Below are 17,539 nucleotides of genomic sequence, written 5' to 3' on the forward strand. Positions count from 1 at the left end.
CGTGCGCGCCCCGCACTCGATGCGTCGCGCTGGACTGAGACGTCCGCCGACACCGAGTCGCCCTGGCGCCGAATGACCAGGAAGTACAGCACCATGACCAGCAACGAACGAATGACCGTGTTCGGGACCGCACTCGCGGCCCCGACGATCACCCCCGACCGCATCGCCGAGTTCCCGGTGCGCGACGACCGCTCGCAGCGCGAGTACCTCGTCCGCATCGCAGCCGACGACCTGGGGACCTTCGTCACCCGGGGCACCCGGCTCGACGCCGTCGGCGAGGCCGGCTGGACCGTCCCGGGCCGCTCCTGGGCGGGCGAGGCCAGCCGAACCCTGCTGCAGGCACAGTCCGTGCAGGCGGGCGAGATGGCCCTCGCGGCCTAGGTCCCACCAGCACCACCACGAAGCGCCGCCGAGCACCTGCTCGGCGGCGCTTCGTCGTTCCCGGGGCAGCGTGGGTCACTGCGGGCTTCGTGCGAGGTTCCGTGAATCGTGCGAGGCGGCGGTCGTCGCACCGTTCACGGAACCTCGCACCGTTCGTGGCATCGACTCAGTTCAGGCGCTCGAAGACCATCGTGGCCTGCACTCGGTCTCCGCCGCCGAAGCCCGTGCTCCCCGAGGAAGCCGTCGTGATCGTGTGCAGCCGGTACCCGAGCGCAGCCTGCGCGTTGATCGCCTTCTCGAGCTCGGTGAGGTTACCCGAACCCGTTCCGAAGAACTTCTCCTTGAGCACCACCTGCAGCACGACGTAGCTCATGCCGTTCTGTGTCGGACGCGGCTGACCACCCGAAGCAGCCTCGGCCTGGATCCGGCCGATCACTCCACCGACACCCGACGCCGCGGGCGCCTGCTGCTGCACCTGCTCCGTCCACGCGGAACCGTCCCACCACCGCATGGTGCCGGAGCCGTCGTCGTACCACCCTGCCTGTGCATTCGTCATGCCCTCATCCTGGCGCACGACGAACCACGCCGGCAGGTCAGTTGTTGAAGCGGAACTCGCGTCAGGCAATCGTACGGTTGTGTGGCGTGTTGTGAAGCCCGGAAACGCAGGGATCGAGGGGTGGTGCCATGTTGCAGGAGCATGCCCCGAGGTGGGGCTTTCGCGGACTCGCTGCGGACTCGGACTAGCGTGCGCCCATGGGCTTCATCCAGTACGACGGCCGCCGCTACGAGATCGAGGACATGTATGCCGAGGTGATGATGCAGGTCGCCGGGACGGCACAGCGCCTGGGTCGCGTCGAGTGGCTCCCCATCGTCGACTGGGCGGACGACGGGCGGAAGGTCGTGACCTACTTGCTCATCGCGCCGGGTGTGCCGGTATCCGTCCAGGTGGACTACGAAGGCGAGCACAAGAAAGCGATTCCTGTCCTGCTCGAGCGGTACACGCGCGAGTAACGGCGGTGGCGACGGACCGACCGGGCACGCTGAACACCGTTCGGTCATACAGTCGCGGCGTGTTGTCACTAGACGGCGGCGGCGGCCGCAAGGAACGCTTGGAGGCATGGATCTCGAAGACGTGAACACGCTCGAGCAGGCGGCCGAGTACTTGAAAGTGACGCCGGAGAAGCTCCGCCGGATGGCGCACGCGAAGCAGGTCGGCCACATCCGCGCGGGCAGGCAGTACCTGTTCCCGAGAGAAGCCGTCGAGACCTACGTCCGCGAGCACACAGTCGACCGGTTGCCATCTAGCGTGAACGCTTGGGGGATCTCGGACCGCTCGCTACGCCGCCTGCGCGAGGAAGATCGGCGGGGGCAGATTCGTTCCTGATGATCGCTGCGGACACGCCGGGGCCCTCCGCCGGGCTTCGGCGATCGCCGAAGCTGGCAACCTGATCGAAGGTCTGACCCAAACGGAGAACAGCACGAGGCCAGGCTGCACGGCATGGACGTTGACGACTCAAACCGCCTGGTGGCGAAGAGGCTGCGCGCTGCGCTACGTGAGGCCAACATGTCGGTCGAGGAGGCGGCTCCCCGGGCCGGCATGTCGGTGCCGAGCTTGTACCGGAAGCTCCGCGGGGAACGGCACATCACCTTCACCGAGCTCGTGCACATCGCGGTGCTCATCGGACGACACCCGAGCTCGTTCATGCGGGACCTTGATGAGCGTTCTTGACGGTGACCTCGAGCACATCATCCGGCGGATCGTGCGCGAGGAGGTCGAGCGTGTAGCCACTGCCCCGCCGTCCAGGCCGGCAGTCGACGATCGGAAGTTGTTGTACAGCGTCGCCGACCTCGCGGCCGCGACGGGCATGTCCGCGCAGTACGTTCGCAACGACATCCGGAGCGGACGGCTGGGGGCTTCGCAGCCGAGAGGGAGCAAGTACCTCATCGACAAGGAGGACGCGATCGGGTACGCCGCGTGGCTTCGGAGTGGACGCCCCTAACCGGTGTCGGAGGGCACCCACCGCTACCCGAGTTCTCACTGACGAGGATTCAAACGCCAGAACTACCTGTCCAGATCGCGCCCGGACGAGACGGATCGCGATCGACGGCCGCTAGCGTCAGAGACGCGGGGAGCCATCTGGCACCACCAGGAACGGAAGGATCGCGGTGAAGCACATTGTCTACGGGTTGACCTCCGTCATCGCGAGCGACGACGTCGCGCACGCCTTGGTGCACTATGCCGCCGTGCTCGCCCAAGCACGCGCGAGTGACGTGCTCAACGTACCGACCGTGGACCTCACGGGCTCGCAGACGGTCACCTCGATCGTCCTCGGTCCCGGGATTCCGGTTCTCGTGGAGAGCGCGCCTGACGACGAACTGGAGTTGCCGAGCCCGGGTTTTGTCGACCAGCTCACGCAGCGCACCCGTGACCTCATCTCGGACGGCTCCTTCCGGACCTGGTAGCCGCGCAGCTTGGTGTCGGAGGTTCCCCGCTACCGTCTCCGGGTGGCCAGGCGACGTCGTGACAGGTGGGCGCTCGGCCCGGCGCTTAGCTTGCCTGAGGTGGCCTACGGCGGCCCCGTCTACGACCTCGCAGAGCCCGACCCTGTCCTCGCCTGGGTGACCTTCCCGGACCGCTCCCTCAAGGTCGAGGCCCGCGTCATCGCGTACACGGAGCGTGCGGTGCTCGTCGAGTGGGGGTTCTCTCAGGCCGCGGACTGTGCGTGGGTTTGGCGCGATGCAGTCACGCCAAGCGCGCCCAAAGCGAACGGACTTTGACTCGGAACCTCCGCCATGCAAGGATCAGGTCAGCGAGCCAAATGGCGGGCTTGCGCTGCATCTTTCACAGTCGCTCCCGGCCTGGAACCGACGGAGTAACTGGGGGTCACGAGTGGGCGACGGCTGGAAGTTTCCGTCGATGTCGCCCTCCAAGCTGAAGGGCTTGCTGTTCTCCCTGGGATACCGCACCGAACCGGGCGGGACAACCGGGAGCCACGAGTGGCTCAGCTGCGATGGCCGTCAGCGTCTGCGCTGGGCCTTCCACGACTCGAAGCGGGAACTTTCCCACATCGAGGTGCGTAACGTACTGCTCAAGCAGGTTCTGCTGGAGAAAGAGGAGGCGAGAGCACTTGTCCAAGGTCGATGAGGTGCACGCTGTTCTAACCGACTACGGCCAGTTCGGATGGTCAGCGACTAGCCCGCAGTTGCCGGGACTCGTCGCTGGTGCTGCAACGATGCAGGAACTCTCCGACGATCTGTTCACGATCGCCGTCGAGGCAGGAATGGACCCGCACGGCTCTCTGTACGAGTACGAGCAGCACGTGATTGAAGTCGATGATCGAGTGTTCGCTGTTCGGGTGAAGGGCGATTACGCAGCGCACGAGCGCGTCGACATCGCCTCCGACGTCATGGAACACATCGCCTCCGATGGTGGTCTCCGGGCGTATACGACCGAGGACGACTTGGGAGACACCGTGATCGTGGTGGCCCTGCCCACTGATCGAATCGCCGACGTCACTGCGTCTCTAGATGACTCGCAGCCAGCCACGATCGCTGTGCAGCTGCCCGAGGAAGACAGCATTAGCTACACAGGAATCGTGCGCGGTGCACCGCGAGACACCCATGCCATCCCTCTGTCCGACGTCGGGCTGGACGGCCAGTCGACGGTAGCAAGTCTCTTTGCGCGACTGTCTGAGCGCGTAGGGTCCACGACGGCATCGATCGAGCGTGAGCTCGTTTTCGCGTAGCTCGCAGTGAAGGGCCCCAGTGGCCTCCTGAGGGAGCCGCTGGGGCCCTTCGCTAGGCCTGACGGCCGCCCGCCACCGATTCGCCTGGGCGCAGTTCCCCGACCGCATCTTCCAGGTTGAGGCGCGCGCCGTCGCGCACACAGAGCGGGCCGCACTCGTCGAGTTGGGGTTCTCGCAGGCGGCTGACTGCGCGTGGATTTGGCGTGACGGGGTGCGATCCTCTCGATCGCAGAAGCGTGAAAACGGTAGAATGTCGCCATGACAGGACGAGCGAATTGGTGGGACAACGCCCCCACTGCGCTACTCGCTGCCGCCGTCTGCGTCTTCGCGCCGCTCCTTATCCTTCGGGTCGCTGCGGCGGTAGTTCTTCTTTGGGCGGGGTTGGCGATGTGGTGGACGTGGCATCGTGCTCGGCACTCTGCTCCCACACCTCCTGGATAATGTTGCGGACCGTCGCCTCGTCGACGGTGTGCGACTGCGTGCTCGCGATGAACGTCAAGATCGTCAGTACGACCATGATCCAGTCACGCACAGCCGTTGCCCGTTTGGATGACAGGCGATCGAGCACCCCTGCAAGTTCAGGAGCCTGACGTTCGAGCGTGCGGTGCACTTTCTCCGCGGCAAGCTCCGCTTGAGCATCGGTCTCTGCCTCTTCGGCGCGCTGCTGCGCCCACACGAATGCGGTCTGAAGACGGCGCAGCTGAGCAGGCGTAATCCTGATGGTCAGGTTTCCGCTGTCATCGACGTCGTACACGCCATCGACTGTCTTACTGAGTCGGCCGCACTTGGAGCACCGCAAGCCGCTGTTCCTGACCGTGACACCGCTCACGCCCGGGCCGAGGGAAATGCCGACGGCTTCGACAACGCCATGCTGTGGGCACTCGACCAAGACTCCGGGCATGAGCAGGACTCTAAAGCATTCGTCATGTGTCGATCGACGAACGCCCCTCGAGCTAGCCAGAACTACTCGCTGCCGACGGCCTCTCGCAGTGCCGCAGGATGCGCAGGCAGCAGCACCCCGCGCAGTCGCCGTTCCACTGGCCGCTCGAAGAACCGGAATGTCAGCCCTGACAGTGCCACACAGAGTACGACCACGCCGGCCAGGAGGGCGACGCCGACCACAAGTGGCACTTCGTCGCCCACCACCTGAATCACGGCGGTGATCACGAGCATCTGCAGCAGGTACATCGCGAACGACCACTCCCCGAGGGCAACGTGCGCTCGGCCCCGCAGACCGAACCGTGCGCCGGTTAAGTCAGCAGACGCCGCACCGACGACCAACACCAGCGAAGCCGGCAAGAAGACCAGATCGAGGAGACCGTACGGCAGCGTCGCGAGACCCGCCCTGTCCGCGAGAAGCGCGTTCACCGCAGCCACGAGGGCGTACCACCCAGCGGCCGCGGCCAGCGCAGCCCGGAGCCCGATGCGGGGTCTCCATCCCTCGCGGAACGCGGCGGCGACAAGGATCCCCAGAACGAACTCGCCCAGCCTGTACAACGGGTTCGTGTATGAACTCACGATCGCCGCGTTGGGGACGTCCAACCGCGTCAAGCCGAAGTAGCCGACGTTCCAGAACGCCATCACGGCGACGACCACCAGTGCGACCACGAGACGCTGCCGTCGCGTCATCCGCATCAGCGGTGCGATGAGGAACGGAAACAGCAGGTAGAAGAACATCTCCACCGACAGCGACCAGCTCGGGCCGTTCCCGCCAGCCCTCCACGACTCCGGCCCCCAAGCCTGCAGCAGCGGAACCGACAGCACGACGCTTGTCCAGTTGAACGAACCGGCGAGAGCCGAGAGCACCACCGCCACCACGAGCGTCACCAGGTGCAACGGGTAGATCCGGGCGAACCGCTTCGCCCAGAAGTCCCGCTTCCGGTCAGCTGGACGCCACGTCCACGCGAGGATGAAGCCGGATAACACGAAGAAGAACCCGACGCCGACGGCACCGATCTCCGCCAGCTCAGACAGCACCGGCAGTGGCGCGAACCGCGGCACCGCGTGACAGAGCAGGACCGCGAACGCCGCGTAGAACCGCAACCCGGTCAGAGTATCGAGACGAGCACGGTGCGGCTCGGTGTCCAACGACGTCATCCGTGGTCCCCTCGTCGGATGCGCTGAATCTAGCAGCCTGTACAGGCTCAGCGAACGACGAAAGTGCCCCGCCCTTAGTCAAGGGGGCGGGGCACGAGGCGAGTTATGACCCCCTTGAGCTCCCGGAGTGAGCCCGATGAGTTCCGGTTGTCTGGTCGTCACGCCATCCGCACGAGCGCGTCTTCGAGGATGAGGTCAGCCACGGCGGCCTGGCCGTACGCATTGAAGTGCACGCCGTCGAAGTACATGCCGAGCCCAGCACTGCCCGCCGTCACACCGGGCTCGAGTGCGTCCCGGAGGTCGGTCACGAACGAGTTCGGCGTCGCTGCAGCAGCCGCGTACACGGCGTCCACGTACGCCTGGTACGGGTAGGTGCGGGCCGATCCCGTGATGGACGGCTCGGGGAAGACGATGAACTGCACCGTCGGCTTCACCGTGCACGGGGCGATCATCCACGCGGCTGCGTTCGTCAGCTGCGTCTGGAACAGCGCCGGGTCAACGTTGCCGAAGTACTCGTTGAACCCGAACTCGATGGTCAGCATCCGCGGCTGGATGAGTCCCATCGACTGGAAGATCAGCGACGTCGAGTCGGACCCGTAGTCGCCGATCTTCGCTGACCCCTTGCCTGCGTCCCACACACGGATCCCCTTCGACCGGTCGCCGTTGTAGGGCATGATGCCGTCGATCGCGACGTTGCCCGCCGAGCCGCCAGTGATGCGGATGGTGTGGGTTCCGGCTGAGAGGCCCGTCACCGAGAACTTCGTCGCCTTGCGCGCGGACGTCGGCAGCGCCCACGGCTGAGCAGCACCGCCGTCCACCGATACCGTTGCGGTGGTGCTGGCAGTTGCGAGCGTGCCACCGAAGACGTCCACGGAGTCGCCGGTGAAGGTGAACTGGATCCAGTCGGACGTGGCGGTGAGTGCGAGCGAGCGGGATGCGAGGCCCGAGCCGACGGCGATCAGGTTGCCGGAGTAGGTGACGCCAGCCGGCGTGACTCGTCCGTTCGCGCTGCTCCCGCCGACAAAGAAGGTCTGGTAGAAGGCGGGGACGTAGCCGATGCCGCCAGCGACTGGTGCGATGAGCGGGAACCGGCTGCGGAGGGTCAGCTGCAGACGATCCAACCATCGCACCTGCCGCCCCAACGCCACTTCGTTCGCGCCGTTCGCCGGGCCACCCTCGGTCATGGAGGTGCCCCAGCAGACCCAGTCGAACGGGGCAACGTCTCGCCGGCTCAGACCGGAAGTGAGTGCGCGCTTCACGGCCTGCCGCGCCGAGCGGGCTGCGGTCTTCACGAAGCGCCCGTCGAGCGCTGCACCTTCCACGGTGGTGGGATCGCTTAGGTTCGCGGCGGACCGTGCTCGAACAACGTCGGGCAGCTGCTTGGTCGTCGGGTCCGCAGCGACGAATGGAGCGACCGCGTCAGCAAGGACACCGCCCTCTGGGGTGGCGGGGTCCGCGAGGTTCGCGGCGATTCGGTCCCGGACCGCGCCGGGGAGCTGCTTGGTGTCCGAGTCGACGGAAGCGAGGAGTGGTGTGCCCATGGGTCTGCGTGTTCTTTCTGTCGTGGTGAAGGGGGGGGCGGTTCAGCGGCCGCCGGTGATCCGGGTCTTGAACTGGAACCAGGCGTCATCGAAGTCCTGGCGCTGGTTGCCGGAGGACTCGAAGTGCGGCTCGAAGACGGTCGTCCCGCCACCGCCGGCAAAACTCGGGGACTGGGCGTAGACGATCTGCGGAGGAGTGGGCACGTACGTCGGAGTGCCGCCGCGCACGTCGCCGTCCGCGAACGCCTGCAGCCGGCGGCCGGTCTCCTCCCAGATCGCGAGGGACCGGGTCCGCTTCGACGCGGCGAGCGGGATGTACGCCTCCCCGCCGGTCTCGGGCTCAGCCCAGACGCGCATCGTGCCGGCTGCCGCGAACTGCGCCACGTGGTTCTCGGCAACACCACCGTCGCCGTAGAAGTCCATGACCGTGCCGTTGGCGTTGTACGCCGCCTTCGCGGCTCCGGGCGCGGCACCGGACTTGATCGCTTCGGTGATGAGCTGCTGGCGGACGGTGATGACGCGGCCGTCGTTGCGGGTGATGAACGCGTTCAGGTCCACCTGCGCCTGCTTAGTGTCGGCGAGGAGCTTGATCTCCTTCGCCGAAGGCAGCTGGAACACGCGGTCGGCGAGCTTCTTCACCTCGCCGGCGTTGAACCCTGCAGCGGTCGCGGACTCGATGAACTTCCGCCGCTGCTCCGCGAGGGTGCCCGCGTACTTGTCGGCAGCGTCCTTCGCACCCATGGTCGACTTGTCGACCTCGTACTGCTTCGACGCGGCCTCCTGGGCCCGGTTCGCGAGGCTCGACAGCATGTCGGCGTTGCTGGCACCGATCGCGGTGTTCTCGTCGAGCGACGTCGTGTAGCCCTCGGTGTTCTTCCGCTGCTCCGCGACCTGCTCCCCGAGACCAGCGAGTGCTTCCTGGTACGAAGCGTTCGCGCTGATGGCGTCCTGGTTGACGTCATTCGCGGCGTTGATCTGGCCGATCAGCTGCTCGAGCTCGTTCGACAGGTCCGACACGTTCGCCGCCTCGGCCTGGTACTGCTCAGCGACAGTGGCCGCCGTGACGCCCGCTCCGCCGTTGGCCTTCTCCTGGTTATCGAACGCCGTCTGGCTGTCGTCGACGGCCTTCGCGAGGTCGCGGATCTTGCCCTGAGCGGCAACCGACCGCCATGCGACGCCATCGAAGGCGTGCCCGACACTGTTCGTCTTCCCGAACTTCTCGAGGGTCTTGTCGAGGGCATCCCCACCCTCGATGATCGCGTCGGTGAGCTGCTTCTGCGAGACGCCGGCTTCCTTCGCCGCCTGGAACGTGTCGTCCTCAGCGAGCTTCCGGACGACCATGGCGCGGCTGTACTTCGTGAGCGCACCGGTCGAGTCGTCGAGGGTGTCGGTGAGCTCCGACGTCATCGCCTGCAGGTTCGCCTGCTTGCCGACCAGGTAGCCGATCGCGAGCGTCACCCCGCCGAGCGCGAGGCCGGCGGCGGCGCTGCGGAGAGCAGCGGTCTTGAAGCTGATGCCCATGGTGTCGAGCTGCACCTTGAGTGCTGCGATCTTCGGGACAGCGATGAGCGCGCCGCCACCGACGAGGCCGACACCCGCGGCGAGGGCGGTCACGGCGACGCCAGCGGCGAGGACGGGCTGCGGGAGCGCGTTGATGCCGTCGACGAGGAACGTGGCGGTCTGGACGATGGAGCGGAGGCTGCCGTTCGCCGCGGACCCGGACTGGATCAGTGCCGTGTCGAACGCGCCACCGAGCTTCTCGACGTCACCCTTGAGGTTGTCGAGCTTCAGGCGGGCGGTCTCCGCGGCGTACCCGTTGTCGTTGACCTTGCCGGTCCACTCGGCGATGCCGGACGCGCCCTCGCTGTAGAGGACGTTCGCGGCACGCACAGCGTCGTTGCCGAAGATCGTGGCGAGGGCCGCGTTGCGCTGCTCGTCGGAGAGGGTGCCGAGCTTGTCCTCGAGCTGCGCGGCGATGCCACCGAACGAGAGCATCTTGCCCGACGAGTCGTACACGTCGATGCCGTACTGCTTCATGATCCCGCGCGCCTTGTCGGACGGGTTCTGCAGCGCGATGATCGCGGTCTTCAGCGACGTGCCTGCGTCGGAGCCGAGGAGGCCCGCGGACGCGAACGCGGCGAGGGTGCCTGTGGTCTCCTCGATGGAGAACCCCGCCTGCGACGCGACGAGGCCACCCTGGTTGAGTGCCTGCGCGAGGTCCTTCACGCTGCCCTGCGCCTTGCCGGCACCGGCGGAGAGAAGGTCCGCGATGTGCGGAACCTCGGACCCCTTCTCGTTGAACTGCGTCATCGCCGTCGCGGCGATCTGCGCAGCGTCGGCGACCTCGAGCTCGCCGGCGGAGGCCAAGTCGAGTGCGCCGGAGAGTCCACCGTTGAGGATGTCGGCGGTGCTGACACCGGCCTTGGAGAGCTCCTCGATGCCGTTCGCGGCCTGCGTGGCGGTGAACACCGTGGTCGCGCCGGCGTCGATCGCCGCGTCGCGAAGCTGGTTCATCTCCGTCACGGAGGCATGCGTTGCCGCCTGCACCGACGACATCGCGGCATCGAACTCGGCGTACTTCGCGACGGCGAGCCCTACCGCGGCCGCGGCGACCGCACCGAACGCGAGCGACGCACGGCCAAGACCCTCGATGGCCTCGCGCTTCTGACCCAGCTTCTCGGTCTCGGACCCGAGCTCGCGGGTCTTCTTCGCGGCCTGGTCGAAGCCGGAGATGTAGCCGGAGACTTCTGCGACGAGGGACGTCTTGACTGTGCGGTTGGGCAAGCGGATCTCACTTCTGGATAGGAGAAAGTAGGTCCGCCGTAACCCCGGAGGGGCTGGTCCAATTCTACTTCGGTTGGCAGACAGAACGAAGGGGCGGATGCCTTCGTCAGATGGCGCTGTAGTCGAACTCTCCGTCCTCGACGTCTTCCTCGTCGTTGACGTCGTCCACGATCGGTGTCCGGAGCTCGGCGTCGATCCGAGAGAGCTCAGCGATGAGGCGAGCGAGAGCGTGGGACGCGACAGTGCCGGAGTCGATCTCCTCGGCGATGCGGCGTCGCAGTGCCTCGAGCACCTGGCGTCTGCTGCCTTCAACGGCGGGGGCGAGCTTCACTTTCTGCGCCCTGGGCACGGCTTCCTCCTTTCGTTTTTTCGAGCCGGGGAGAGACGACGCCTATCCCCTGTGGTACTTCCAGGCGTCCAGTGGGGGGACCCCCGGGTGGGGTCAGTAGCGGGCGATCATGTAGGACAGCGTCCGCTGGAAGCTGCCCGAGCTGAGGAGCTTCTCGAGGCTCTCGATCTCCTTCGCGGCTGCAGCGGAGTCAGGGTTCTCGGCCGCGAACTGTTGGGCGGCCTCGCTCCAGCCGCTCTCGGATGCCTTGCGGAACAGCGCGTGAGCCATGGTTCGGTCGTTGTTGCGGAGCGCCTGGCCCATGAGGCGGGCTGCTGTCTCCTTGTCCGCGACGCGATCGGCGCGGTCCTGCGCGTCGCGGAACGCGATGATGTCGGTCGCGCCGTAGCCGATCTTCGCGTCGAGCTGGGTCTGCAAGCTGCGGATGCGGTTCTTGACCAGGGTGATCTCCTTCTCGCGGAGCGCCTTCGCCGACGATCGGGCTTCGGCTTCAGCCTCGTCCCAGGCGGCCTGCTTGCCGGCTTCGGACAGGCTGATGTCCGAGTCGATGTCTTTCCGCTCTCGGCTGTAGCTGTCCTGGATGTCGGCGGCGCGTGCGCGCAGCCCTTGCACTTCTGCTTCGAGTTCTGCAGAGATCATGTCTTGTCCGTTCGTTCGGTGTAGTGGGCGAGTTGTTCGCGGTCGACGCGCCAGGCGTGTCCCACGCGTACGGCATGCAGCCGGTGTTCCTGGATTGCTTTCCGGATGCCGCGGTCCGAGAGCCCGAGGGCTTCGGCTGCTTGTCGGGTGCTCATCCATTCCGCAGTGTGATCGAGTTCCGGGGTCGCGGCCTCTCGCGTTCCGGTAGCGGAACCGCGCCAGGTGAGTGCGACCACGGTGAGCGCTACGAGAGTGTTGTCGACCTCGGGGTCTTCGCCGCGGTGCTGGCGTCGGTAGGCGTCGAGGCCGGCGTGCCGGAGCAGGTAGGCGGCGACTCTGCCGGTGACGGTGACCTCGGGCCCGTGCGCGCCGACGACGAGGTTCTGGGGCTGCCGTGGCATGCGGTGCTCAGCTGGTCGGCTTGGGGTCGTCTTCGGCGAGCGCGCGGCGCAGCATCGCCCACTGTCGACTTGTGGCGTCGCTGAGGTCATCGCCGGCGGCGTCGAGTCGTTCGTACGCCGGCGCGAGGTAGCTGCGTGCGAGGACGACGATGCTGCCGAAGAGGATGTGGACGACTTCTGCGGTGTCGTGTTCGGCGTCGAGCTGCGCGAGTGCTTCGGAGACCTCTCGGGTGAGGGCTTCGGAGCTGGTGGCGTGTGCGGCGGCGCGGAGGGCGAGGATGAAGGCTGGGACCCCGACGGTGCCGATGTCGGTGACGCCGATCGGGACGCCGTCGCGTTCGATGAACACTCCCCTGCTTGCGCCGACGACTCGAGCGAGATCGATGGTGGCGCGGATCAGGTCGTCGTTCTCGTTGTCACTCATCGGTGTCCTCCTCGGGAACCAGGCCGCGGTCGGAGAGCCACTGCTGCATGACGGGGCCTTCCATGCGTCCACGCTCGGTGAGCACGTCGGCGAGGTCGATGGTCAGCTGGTCGAGGAGGCCTTCGTACTTCTCCTGAGCGGCGTCTCGTTCTTCCTCAGCTCTGAGCGCGCGTTCACGCCACTTCGTCGATGCGGACTGCTGCTGTGCCATGGGGTTCTTCCTGTTCGGTGGAGCGGACGAGGCGAGACATCGGATCGAAGGTGACCGTCTCGACTTCACTTCCGGTTGATGTAGTGGTTCATGTAGTGGTTCATCTCCTGGTTCGTGCCCGGGAGCCGGGCAGTCCTGTGCCCGGGAGTCGGGCAGGGGGTGCCCGGGAGCCGGGCAGTCCCTACCCGGCTCTCGGTAGGGGTGTGCCCGGCTGCCGGGCAGTCCCCCCTTCGTCGATCTCGATGGCTCCAGGACGAGACAGCGGGTCAAAGTCGGGGAGGTAGTACCGGCTGGACGTCTGCCGGCCGTTCCTGTCGACGCGCGACTCGGAGACGATGAGGCCGAGCTTGTTCTCGAGATCGAGCAGCGCGGTCTGCACGGTCGAGCGGGCCGCTGAGCAGCGGCGCGCGAGGGTGGAGTGGGAGGGGAAGGCGTAGTGGAGCTTCCGGTTGTAGTGATCCCCGAGGGACACGAGGACTGCCTTCTGGGTCACTGACATCCCCTCCTGCTGGAACGCCCACTCGATCGCCTCGACGCTCACCGGGTGCACCTCGCAGGAACGTCGGTGGTGTGTCTGGTCACACGCACCTCCTGTCGTGATTGTTGATGGCCGCGGTTCAGGTGTTGAACTTCTCGGCGCTGCGAAGCGCGTACAGGACGGCCACACGGAGCTCCATGTGGTCCTCGTGGGCGACGTCGGTCGTCGGGTCGGGCGGGGCGTTCACCTGGACCGGCTCGGCATCGCCTCGAGCGAGCCAGACGGTCCAGGGCCCGTCCTCGTCGCGCTTCTCGATCGACACTGCGGCGAGCGCTGTGCGGACGGTGCGGAAGCGGTGCCCGGTGTCGCGGGAGGTGTGCCAGAGACCGAATCGGATGCAGCCTCGCTGTGTGCACCGCTCGTAGGCCGTGGCATCCATCAGCTGACCCGCCGGACACGGTTCGCCATGGCGCTGAGCTCCGCGGCGAGATGATCAGCTTCAATCGGGTTCCCGTGCCACGCGAGCTCGCGTGTGCCGTCTCCATTGAGCATGAGGAGCACGACGTCGAGCTGGCGGGTCCGAGGCTTGCCCTCGTCCTGCGTCCACCCGTTCGTCACCTCGACTGCGGACGCAGTCTCGAGAGTCGCTGCGACCGGTTCCGGACGGATCGCTGTGACGTCGGCCATCAGGCAGCCACCTGCAGCGTCGGAGCGAGCAGGGGGACCGCGAGGGGTGAGGTCCGAATGTCGGAAACCCGGGCGACGATCGCGTGCGCCAGTCGGAGCGCGTCGGTTGCGCTGAGGATGAGCGTGTAGCCGTCGCTGAACTGGCTGGGCTGGGCGTCGATGAGGATCTCCGATCGACCGGCGGCGGTACGTTCGAGCTCGACGAGCTTGGTGACGTCGTCCATCAGTGGGACTCCCCGTTCAGCTCGGCCGCGAGCGCTACGGCGCTGTTGTAGTGGGCGGTGAAGAACGCGACGCGCTCAGGAGTGAGGCGCTTCGTGTCATCGATCAGGAACCCGGTCACGTACCAGTCGGCTTCTGCGACGGGGATCTCGCGGCAGTGCGAGATCTTCGACACCTCGATGCGGACGTCTGCCTCGTTCGAGGCGATGTACGCGGTGTGCTTCAGCAGGTCTCCCCATTCGAGGACGTGCTGGGTGCCGAAGCCGTAGCAACCAGCCTCCGTGCACGTGACGAGGACGATGACGGGGCTCGATACCTTCTTCCAGTCGAGTTCGGTGAACTCGGCCGTGGTGAGGGTCATCGAGATCTTGCAGGTCGGTGCGGTCGTGGTGTTCACTGTCTTCTGTCCGTTCTGGTTGCGATGCTGGGATTTGGATTCGGCCCGGGTTGCACCCCGGGCCTTTTTCGTGCTCAAGAGGCCTCCGCGAAGGCGGTCTCGATCCACTCTGTGACGTCGTCCTCCTTGAAGAACCGGCGGCCGGCAAGAAGAGCGGACTTAGGAGCGGTTCCCTTGTGGATCATGTAGCGGAGGGCCGCCGGCGATCGCCGGATGCGTTCAGCGGTCTCGGTGAGCGTGAGTAGGACTACGACGGCAGCCATGCTCGGTTCCTTTCGTTTGCAGTTTCGCAGCGGCCTGCGTTGCTGCAACTATACCCAACCTCGGCGAGTGTGCAATAGGCTGCGGCAATGCAATCCAACGAGTGGACTCCGGAGCAGCGCTTCGGATCGATGGTCTTCGAGAGCCGACGCGCGCTCGGGATCAGTCAGAAGGAGCTTTCGGACGGGCTCGCGTCGCAGGGCCTGGTACTCGACAACTCGGCGATCTCACGCATCGAGAAGGGCACTCGCGCGCTTCGACTCAGCGAAGCCATCGTCATCGCGCGAGTGCTCCGGTTCTCGCTCGCAGACTTCGAGGAGGCAGTGCCTCCTGCGGAGGATTTTGCTCGCCGTCAGAAGTCGACAGACGACGCGCTTCATCTCGCTCACCGTGCGCTCACCGTCGCCGCCGATGAGTTGAGCGGGCTGGCGTTCGTGGCCGAAGGCCACCCCGAGGTCTTGCGCGAACTGACCTTCGACAAGCCGCCGACGGATGCTGTGGCGCTCATGGATCACCTCGTGCAGGAGTGGCAATCGAACTTCATGCACAACGCCCTAGGAACACGATTCGACTCAGAAGAGCTCCGAGACGCCGTGCGTCGAGTGCTCGGCGCAGTCGCACAGTCAGCCGTTGACGAGTTTGCAGGCCCCGACGATGAGTAGCATCCGGCAACGCCCGAACGGCAAGTGGCGAGCGCGGTACCGGGACGACGAGGGGCGGGAACACTCGCGTCACTTTGACCGCAAGCGGGACGGGCAGGACTGGCTCAACGAGGTTGCCGCGCGCCGTCACACTGGCACCTACGTGGCCCCGTCGCGCTCCACGACGACTTTGGCGAGCTACTACGCCGACTGGTCCCCACGCCAGATCTGGGAGCCGACGACGAAGGTCGCGATGGATCTCGCCGTCACGAAGTGCTCGTTCCTCGAGGTGCCGTTCGGCAAGCTGCGGCGATCTCACGTTGAGGCGTGGGTCAAATCGATGTCGGACGACCTCCAACCATCGACCGTGCACACGCGTGTCAACAACGTTCGTTCAGCCCTGCGTGCCGCGGTGCGGGATCGATACCTTGCCGAGGATCCCGCAGAGGGCGTCGTACTCCCCCGACGACGACGGGCTGACCAGGCCATGCGCCTACCCACGCCCGACGAGATGCGGGCAGTCATCGACGCGGCCGAACCCTGGTTCAAGACGTACGTGCGTCTCGCTGCGTTCGCTGGCCTGCGGCTCGGCGAAGCGTCAGGGGTGCAGGTTGACGATGTCGCATGGCTCGAGCGGACGCTGCGGGTACGCCGCCAGGTACAGCGCGGGAGCGACGGTCAGGCGGTACGCATCTCCGCGCCGAAGTACGGGTCGGAGAGGACGGTGCCGATCCCTGACGAGCTGGCTCGAGACCTCTCCTGGCACGTCTCCGAGGTCGGTGTGCGCGGCGACGAGCGGTGGCTGTTCGTCGGGTCGGCTGGACAGCCGCCCCACGGAAACACGATCTACTACCACTGGACGAAGACGATCGAGGCAGCGGGCGTCGAGCCGTTCAAGCTGCACGATTGTCGGCACTTCTTCGCGTCAGGCCTGATCGCCGCCGGATGCGACGTCGTCACGGTGCAGAGGGCCCTCGGTCACCGGTCCGCATCGGTGACGCTGAATACCTACAGCCATCTGTGGCCGAATGCGGACGACCGGACCCGGTCCGCGACCGCAGGGCTCATGCGGGAGGTGGCGGGCGATTCTGCGGACTCTTCGCGGACCACAGCGGCCGAATAGCCCCAGATCGGCGTCGTTCCGGGCCTGCTAGTTGTTGAAGCGGAACTCCACCACGTCGCCGTCCTGCATGACGTAGTCCTTGCCCTCGATGCGGGCCTTGCCGGCAGCGCGGGCCTCGGCGATCGAGCCGGTCTCGACCAGGTCGTCGAACGAGATGACCTCGGCCTTGATGAAGCCCTTCTCGAAGTCGGTGTGGATGACGCCGGCAGCCTGGGGAGCCTTCCACCCCTTGCCGATCGTCCACGCACGGGCTTCCTTCGGACCGGCCGTCAGGTAGGTCTGCAGCCCGAGGGTGTCGAACCCGATGCGGGCGAGCTGGTCGAGGCCCGACTCGGTCTGCCCGGTCGACTCGAGCAGTTCGGCGGCGTCGGCCGGGTCGAGGTCGATGAGCTCCGACTCGACCTGGGCGTCGAGGAACACGGCCTGCGCGGGTGCGACGAGCGCAGCCAGTTCGGCCTTGCGGGACTCGTCGGTCAGGATCGCCTCGTCCACGTTGAACACGAAGATGAAGGGCTTCGCGCTGAGCAACCCGAGCTCGGCGATCGGGGACAGGTCGATCTTCGTGGCGGAGAGCAGGGTGCCCTGCTCGAGCGCGGCACGGGCCTCGCGAGCGGTCTCGAGCACGGCCGGCTCGGCCTGCTTGAGCTTGAGCATCTTCTCGTACCGCGGGAGCGCCTTGTCGATGGTCTCCATGTCGGCGAGGATCAGCTCGGTGTTGATGACCTCGAGGTCGTCCTTCGGGGAGACCTTGTTCGCGACGTGCACGACGTCGTCGTCGGTGAAGCCGCGGACGACCTGCGCGATGGCGTCGGCTTCGCGGATGTTGGCGAGGAACTTGTTGCCCAGGCCTTCACCCTCGCTCGCGCCCTTGACGATGCCCGCGATGTCGACGAACGACACCGGCGCCGGCACGGTCTTCTCCGAGTGGAAGAGCTCGGCGAGCTGGTCGAGCCGCGAGTCGGGCAGGTTCACCACCCCGACGTTCGGCTCGATCGTCGCGAAGGGGTAGTTCGCGGCGAGGACCTGGTTCTTGGTCAGGGCGTTGAACAGGGTCGACTTGCCGACGTTCGGGAGACCGACGATTCCGATGGTGAGAGCCACGGAAGAAGAGCCTACCGGCGGCGGCCTGTCGGAGCCGACCCGGGCCTCCAGTCCGT

Annotated in this window: 28 protein-coding genes; 11 read left to right on the forward strand and 17 right to left on the reverse strand. The window is 66.4% G+C overall.

Translation table 11 applies throughout. From position 1 onward, the window contains the following. Positions 1 to 93 precede the first annotated feature (93 nt). Positions 94 to 381: a hypothetical protein gene (locus tag DEJ02_RS12235; protein ID WP_146249279.1), complete on the forward strand. Its 288-nt coding sequence runs from the start codon at positions 94 to 96 to the stop codon at positions 379 to 381. A 166-nt stretch (positions 382 to 547) separates the two neighbouring features. On the opposite strand, the gene DEJ02_RS12240 is transcribed toward DEJ02_RS12235, so the two are convergent. Then, the gene (locus tag DEJ02_RS12240; protein WP_111033259.1) at positions 548 to 937 is read right to left on the reverse strand and encodes a DUF2510 domain-containing protein; all 390 of its coding nucleotides are present in this window, start codon (positions 935 to 937) and stop codon (positions 548 to 550) included. Between the two features lie 197 nt (positions 938 to 1,134). Here DEJ02_RS12240 and DEJ02_RS12245 point away from each other — a divergent pair, with 197 nt between their 5' ends. The 8 genes from DEJ02_RS12245 to DEJ02_RS12280 all read left to right on the forward strand — a co-directional run bounded on the left by DEJ02_RS12245 (position 1,135) and on the right by DEJ02_RS12280 (position 4,127). After that, on the forward strand, positions 1,135 to 1,392 hold the full coding sequence (locus DEJ02_RS12245) for a hypothetical protein (RefSeq protein WP_111033260.1): 258 nt from the start codon (positions 1,135 to 1,137) through the stop codon (positions 1,390 to 1,392). 106 nt (positions 1,393 to 1,498) lie between these two features. Next, positions 1,499 to 1,765, forward strand: a complete 267-nt coding sequence (locus DEJ02_RS12250) for a helix-turn-helix domain-containing protein (RefSeq protein ID WP_111033261.1) — start codon at positions 1,499 to 1,501, stop codon at positions 1,763 to 1,765. Positions 1,766 to 1,879: 114 nt separating this feature from the next. After that, on the forward strand, positions 1,880 to 2,110 hold the full coding sequence (locus DEJ02_RS12255) for a helix-turn-helix domain-containing protein (protein ID WP_111033262.1): 231 nt from the start codon (positions 1,880 to 1,882) through the stop codon (positions 2,108 to 2,110). Then, entirely contained in the window at positions 2,097 to 2,381 is a 285-nt protein-coding gene (locus DEJ02_RS12260) for a helix-turn-helix domain-containing protein (protein WP_111033263.1), read from the forward strand. Before DEJ02_RS12255 ends, DEJ02_RS12260 begins: the two co-directional genes overlap by 14 nt. 166 nt (positions 2,382 to 2,547) lie before the next feature. Then, complete coding sequence (locus tag DEJ02_RS12265) at positions 2,548 to 2,844, forward strand: hypothetical protein (protein ID WP_111033264.1); 297 nt, start codon at positions 2,548 to 2,550, stop codon at positions 2,842 to 2,844. A gap of 42 nt (positions 2,845 to 2,886) precedes the next feature. After that, positions 2,887 to 3,159 (forward strand): hypothetical protein, encoded by a 273-nt coding sequence (locus DEJ02_RS18485; protein ID WP_181440346.1) that lies wholly within the window; start codon positions 2,887 to 2,889, stop codon positions 3,157 to 3,159. A 112-nt stretch (positions 3,160 to 3,271) separates the two neighbouring features. After that, entirely contained in the window at positions 3,272 to 3,526 is a 255-nt protein-coding gene (locus DEJ02_RS12275; RefSeq protein ID WP_111033266.1) for a hypothetical protein, read from the forward strand. Beyond that, complete coding sequence (locus DEJ02_RS12280; RefSeq protein WP_146249280.1) at positions 3,510 to 4,127, forward strand: hypothetical protein; 618 nt, start codon at positions 3,510 to 3,512, stop codon at positions 4,125 to 4,127. The genes DEJ02_RS12275 and DEJ02_RS12280 overlap by 17 nt, the downstream gene beginning before the upstream one ends. Positions 4,128 to 4,464: 337 nt before the next feature. Here the strand turns inward: DEJ02_RS12280 and DEJ02_RS12285 are convergent, their stop codons facing one another. From DEJ02_RS12285 to DEJ02_RS12350, 15 genes are all read right to left on the reverse strand, one after another. Further along, entirely contained in the window at positions 4,465 to 5,028 is a 564-nt protein-coding gene (locus DEJ02_RS12285) for a hypothetical protein (protein WP_111033268.1), read from the reverse strand. A gap of 62 nt (positions 5,029 to 5,090) precedes the next feature. Further along, on the reverse strand, positions 5,091 to 6,224 hold the full coding sequence (locus DEJ02_RS12290; RefSeq protein WP_111033269.1) for an acyltransferase: 1,134 nt from the start codon (positions 6,222 to 6,224) through the stop codon (positions 5,091 to 5,093). Between the two features lie 158 nt (positions 6,225 to 6,382). Beyond that, positions 6,383 to 7,765, reverse strand: coding sequence for an SGNH/GDSL hydrolase family protein (locus DEJ02_RS12295; protein WP_111033270.1), 1,383 nt, complete (start codon positions 7,763 to 7,765; stop codon positions 6,383 to 6,385). A gap of 42 nt (positions 7,766 to 7,807) precedes the next feature. Continuing rightward, positions 7,808 to 10,549 (reverse strand): phage tail tape measure protein, encoded by a 2,742-nt coding sequence (locus DEJ02_RS12300; RefSeq protein WP_181440347.1) that lies wholly within the window; start codon positions 10,547 to 10,549, stop codon positions 7,808 to 7,810. A gap of 106 nt (positions 10,550 to 10,655) precedes the next feature. Continuing rightward, positions 10,656 to 10,898 carry a hypothetical protein gene (locus tag DEJ02_RS18490; RefSeq protein ID WP_181440348.1) on the reverse strand — a complete coding sequence of 81 codons (243 nt, stop codon included), beginning with the start codon at positions 10,896 to 10,898 and terminating at the stop codon, positions 10,656 to 10,658. A gap of 93 nt (positions 10,899 to 10,991) precedes the next feature. After that, complete coding sequence (locus tag DEJ02_RS12305; protein ID WP_111033272.1) at positions 10,992 to 11,537, reverse strand: hypothetical protein; 546 nt, start codon at positions 11,535 to 11,537, stop codon at positions 10,992 to 10,994. Then, entirely contained in the window at positions 11,534 to 11,938 is a 405-nt protein-coding gene (locus DEJ02_RS12310) for a helix-turn-helix domain-containing protein (protein ID WP_111033273.1), read from the reverse strand. Before DEJ02_RS12310 ends, DEJ02_RS12305 begins: the two co-directional genes overlap by 4 nt. A 7-nt stretch (positions 11,939 to 11,945) precedes the next feature. Continuing rightward, on the reverse strand, positions 11,946 to 12,362 hold the full coding sequence (locus tag DEJ02_RS12315) for a hypothetical protein (protein WP_111033274.1): 417 nt from the start codon (positions 12,360 to 12,362) through the stop codon (positions 11,946 to 11,948). Then, positions 12,355 to 12,573 (reverse strand): hypothetical protein, encoded by a 219-nt coding sequence (locus DEJ02_RS12320; protein WP_111033275.1) that lies wholly within the window; start codon positions 12,571 to 12,573, stop codon positions 12,355 to 12,357. The genes DEJ02_RS12315 and DEJ02_RS12320 overlap by 8 nt, the downstream gene beginning before the upstream one ends. 181 nt (positions 12,574 to 12,754) lie before the next feature. Beyond that, positions 12,755 to 13,114: a helix-turn-helix domain-containing protein gene (locus tag DEJ02_RS12325; RefSeq protein WP_146249282.1), complete on the reverse strand. Its 360-nt coding sequence runs from the start codon at positions 13,112 to 13,114 to the stop codon at positions 12,755 to 12,757. Positions 13,115 to 13,190: 76 nt separating this feature from the next. Next, the gene (locus DEJ02_RS12330) at positions 13,191 to 13,490 is read right to left on the reverse strand and encodes a hypothetical protein (RefSeq protein WP_111033277.1); all 300 of its coding nucleotides are present in this window, start codon (positions 13,488 to 13,490) and stop codon (positions 13,191 to 13,193) included. Next, positions 13,490 to 13,738 (reverse strand): hypothetical protein, encoded by a 249-nt coding sequence (locus DEJ02_RS12335; protein ID WP_111033278.1) that lies wholly within the window; start codon positions 13,736 to 13,738, stop codon positions 13,490 to 13,492. The genes DEJ02_RS12330 and DEJ02_RS12335 overlap by 1 nt, the downstream gene beginning before the upstream one ends. Continuing rightward, on the reverse strand, positions 13,738 to 13,962 hold the full coding sequence (locus tag DEJ02_RS12340; RefSeq protein WP_111033279.1) for a hypothetical protein: 225 nt from the start codon (positions 13,960 to 13,962) through the stop codon (positions 13,738 to 13,740). Before DEJ02_RS12340 ends, DEJ02_RS12335 begins: the two co-directional genes overlap by 1 nt. Further along, on the reverse strand, positions 13,962 to 14,321 hold the full coding sequence (locus DEJ02_RS12345) for a hypothetical protein (protein WP_181440349.1): 360 nt from the start codon (positions 14,319 to 14,321) through the stop codon (positions 13,962 to 13,964). The genes DEJ02_RS12340 and DEJ02_RS12345 overlap by 1 nt, the downstream gene beginning before the upstream one ends. A 110-nt stretch (positions 14,322 to 14,431) precedes the next feature. Continuing rightward, entirely contained in the window at positions 14,432 to 14,620 is a 189-nt protein-coding gene (locus DEJ02_RS12350) for an AlpA family transcriptional regulator (protein ID WP_111033281.1), read from the reverse strand. Positions 14,621 to 14,707: 87 nt separating this feature from the next. Here DEJ02_RS12350 and DEJ02_RS12355 point away from each other — a divergent pair, with 87 nt between their 5' ends. Both DEJ02_RS12355 and DEJ02_RS12360 read left to right on the forward strand, forming a co-directional pair. Continuing rightward, entirely contained in the window at positions 14,708 to 15,280 is a 573-nt protein-coding gene (locus tag DEJ02_RS12355) for a helix-turn-helix transcriptional regulator (protein WP_111033282.1), read from the forward strand. Next, positions 15,273 to 16,382: a site-specific integrase gene (locus DEJ02_RS12360; protein ID WP_111033283.1), complete on the forward strand. Its 1,110-nt coding sequence runs from the start codon at positions 15,273 to 15,275 to the stop codon at positions 16,380 to 16,382. Before DEJ02_RS12355 ends, DEJ02_RS12360 begins: the two co-directional genes overlap by 8 nt. 27 nt (positions 16,383 to 16,409) lie before the next feature. Here the strand turns inward: DEJ02_RS12360 and ychF are convergent, their stop codons facing one another. After that, on the reverse strand, positions 16,410 to 17,483 hold the full coding sequence (ychF, locus tag DEJ02_RS12365; protein WP_111033284.1) for a redox-regulated ATPase YchF: 1,074 nt from the start codon (positions 17,481 to 17,483) through the stop codon (positions 16,410 to 16,412). Between the last annotated feature and the right edge of the window lie 56 nt (positions 17,484 to 17,539).

The sequence above is a fragment of the Curtobacterium sp. MCLR17_042 genome, from assembly GCF_003234695.1.
Classification (GTDB): domain Bacteria; phylum Actinomycetota; class Actinomycetes; order Actinomycetales; family Microbacteriaceae; genus Curtobacterium; species Curtobacterium flaccumfaciens.

What these genes read in the sequence shown, in the direction of transcription:
- DEJ02_RS12255 (WP_111033262.1), top strand. Translation starts at nt 1,880, where the DNA reads ATGGACGTTGACGACTCAAACCGCCTGGTGGCGAAGAGGCTGCGCGCT.
- DEJ02_RS12240 (WP_111033259.1), bottom strand. Translation starts at nt 937, where the DNA reads ATGACGAATGCACAGGCAGGGTGGTACGACGACGGCTCCGGCACCATG.
- DEJ02_RS12260 (WP_111033263.1), top strand. Translation starts at nt 2,097, where the DNA reads ATGAGCGTTCTTGACGGTGACCTCGAGCACATCATCCGGCGGATCGTG.
- DEJ02_RS12345 (WP_181440349.1), bottom strand. Translation starts at nt 14,321, where the DNA reads ATGACCCTCACCACGGCCGAGTTCACCGAACTCGACTGGAAGAAGGTA.
- DEJ02_RS12315 (WP_111033274.1), bottom strand. Translation starts at nt 12,362, where the DNA reads ATGAGTGACAACGAGAACGACGACCTGATCCGCGCCACCATCGATCTC.
- DEJ02_RS12235 (WP_146249279.1), top strand. Translation starts at nt 94, where the DNA reads ATGACCAGCAACGAACGAATGACCGTGTTCGGGACCGCACTCGCGGCC.
- DEJ02_RS12305 (WP_111033272.1), bottom strand. Translation starts at nt 11,537, where the DNA reads ATGATCTCTGCAGAACTCGAAGCAGAAGTGCAAGGGCTGCGCGCACGC.
- DEJ02_RS12330 (WP_111033277.1), bottom strand. Translation starts at nt 13,490, where the DNA reads ATGGATGCCACGGCCTACGAGCGGTGCACACAGCGAGGCTGCATCCGA.
- DEJ02_RS12310 (WP_111033273.1), bottom strand. Translation starts at nt 11,938, where the DNA reads ATGCCACGGCAGCCCCAGAACCTCGTCGTCGGCGCGCACGGGCCCGAG.
- DEJ02_RS12355 (WP_111033282.1), top strand. Translation starts at nt 14,708, where the DNA reads ATGCAATCCAACGAGTGGACTCCGGAGCAGCGCTTCGGATCGATGGTC.
- DEJ02_RS12245 (WP_111033260.1), top strand. Translation starts at nt 1,135, where the DNA reads ATGGGCTTCATCCAGTACGACGGCCGCCGCTACGAGATCGAGGACATG.
- DEJ02_RS12290 (WP_111033269.1), bottom strand. Translation starts at nt 6,224, where the DNA reads ATGACGTCGTTGGACACCGAGCCGCACCGTGCTCGTCTCGATACTCTG.
- DEJ02_RS12335 (WP_111033278.1), bottom strand. Translation starts at nt 13,738, where the DNA reads ATGGCCGACGTCACAGCGATCCGTCCGGAACCGGTCGCAGCGACTCTC.
- DEJ02_RS12295 (WP_111033270.1), bottom strand. Translation starts at nt 7,765, where the DNA reads ATGGGCACACCACTCCTCGCTTCCGTCGACTCGGACACCAAGCAGCTC.
- DEJ02_RS12320 (WP_111033275.1), bottom strand. Translation starts at nt 12,573, where the DNA reads ATGGCACAGCAGCAGTCCGCATCGACGAAGTGGCGTGAACGCGCGCTC.
- DEJ02_RS12360 (WP_111033283.1), top strand. Translation starts at nt 15,273, where the DNA reads ATGAGTAGCATCCGGCAACGCCCGAACGGCAAGTGGCGAGCGCGGTAC.
- DEJ02_RS12340 (WP_111033279.1), bottom strand. Translation starts at nt 13,962, where the DNA reads ATGGACGACGTCACCAAGCTCGTCGAGCTCGAACGTACCGCCGCCGGT.
- DEJ02_RS12285 (WP_111033268.1), bottom strand. Translation starts at nt 5,028, where the DNA reads ATGCCCGGAGTCTTGGTCGAGTGCCCACAGCATGGCGTTGTCGAAGCC.
- DEJ02_RS12250 (WP_111033261.1), top strand. Translation starts at nt 1,499, where the DNA reads ATGGATCTCGAAGACGTGAACACGCTCGAGCAGGCGGCCGAGTACTTG.
- DEJ02_RS12350 (WP_111033281.1), bottom strand. Translation starts at nt 14,620, where the DNA reads ATGGCTGCCGTCGTAGTCCTACTCACGCTCACCGAGACCGCTGAACGC.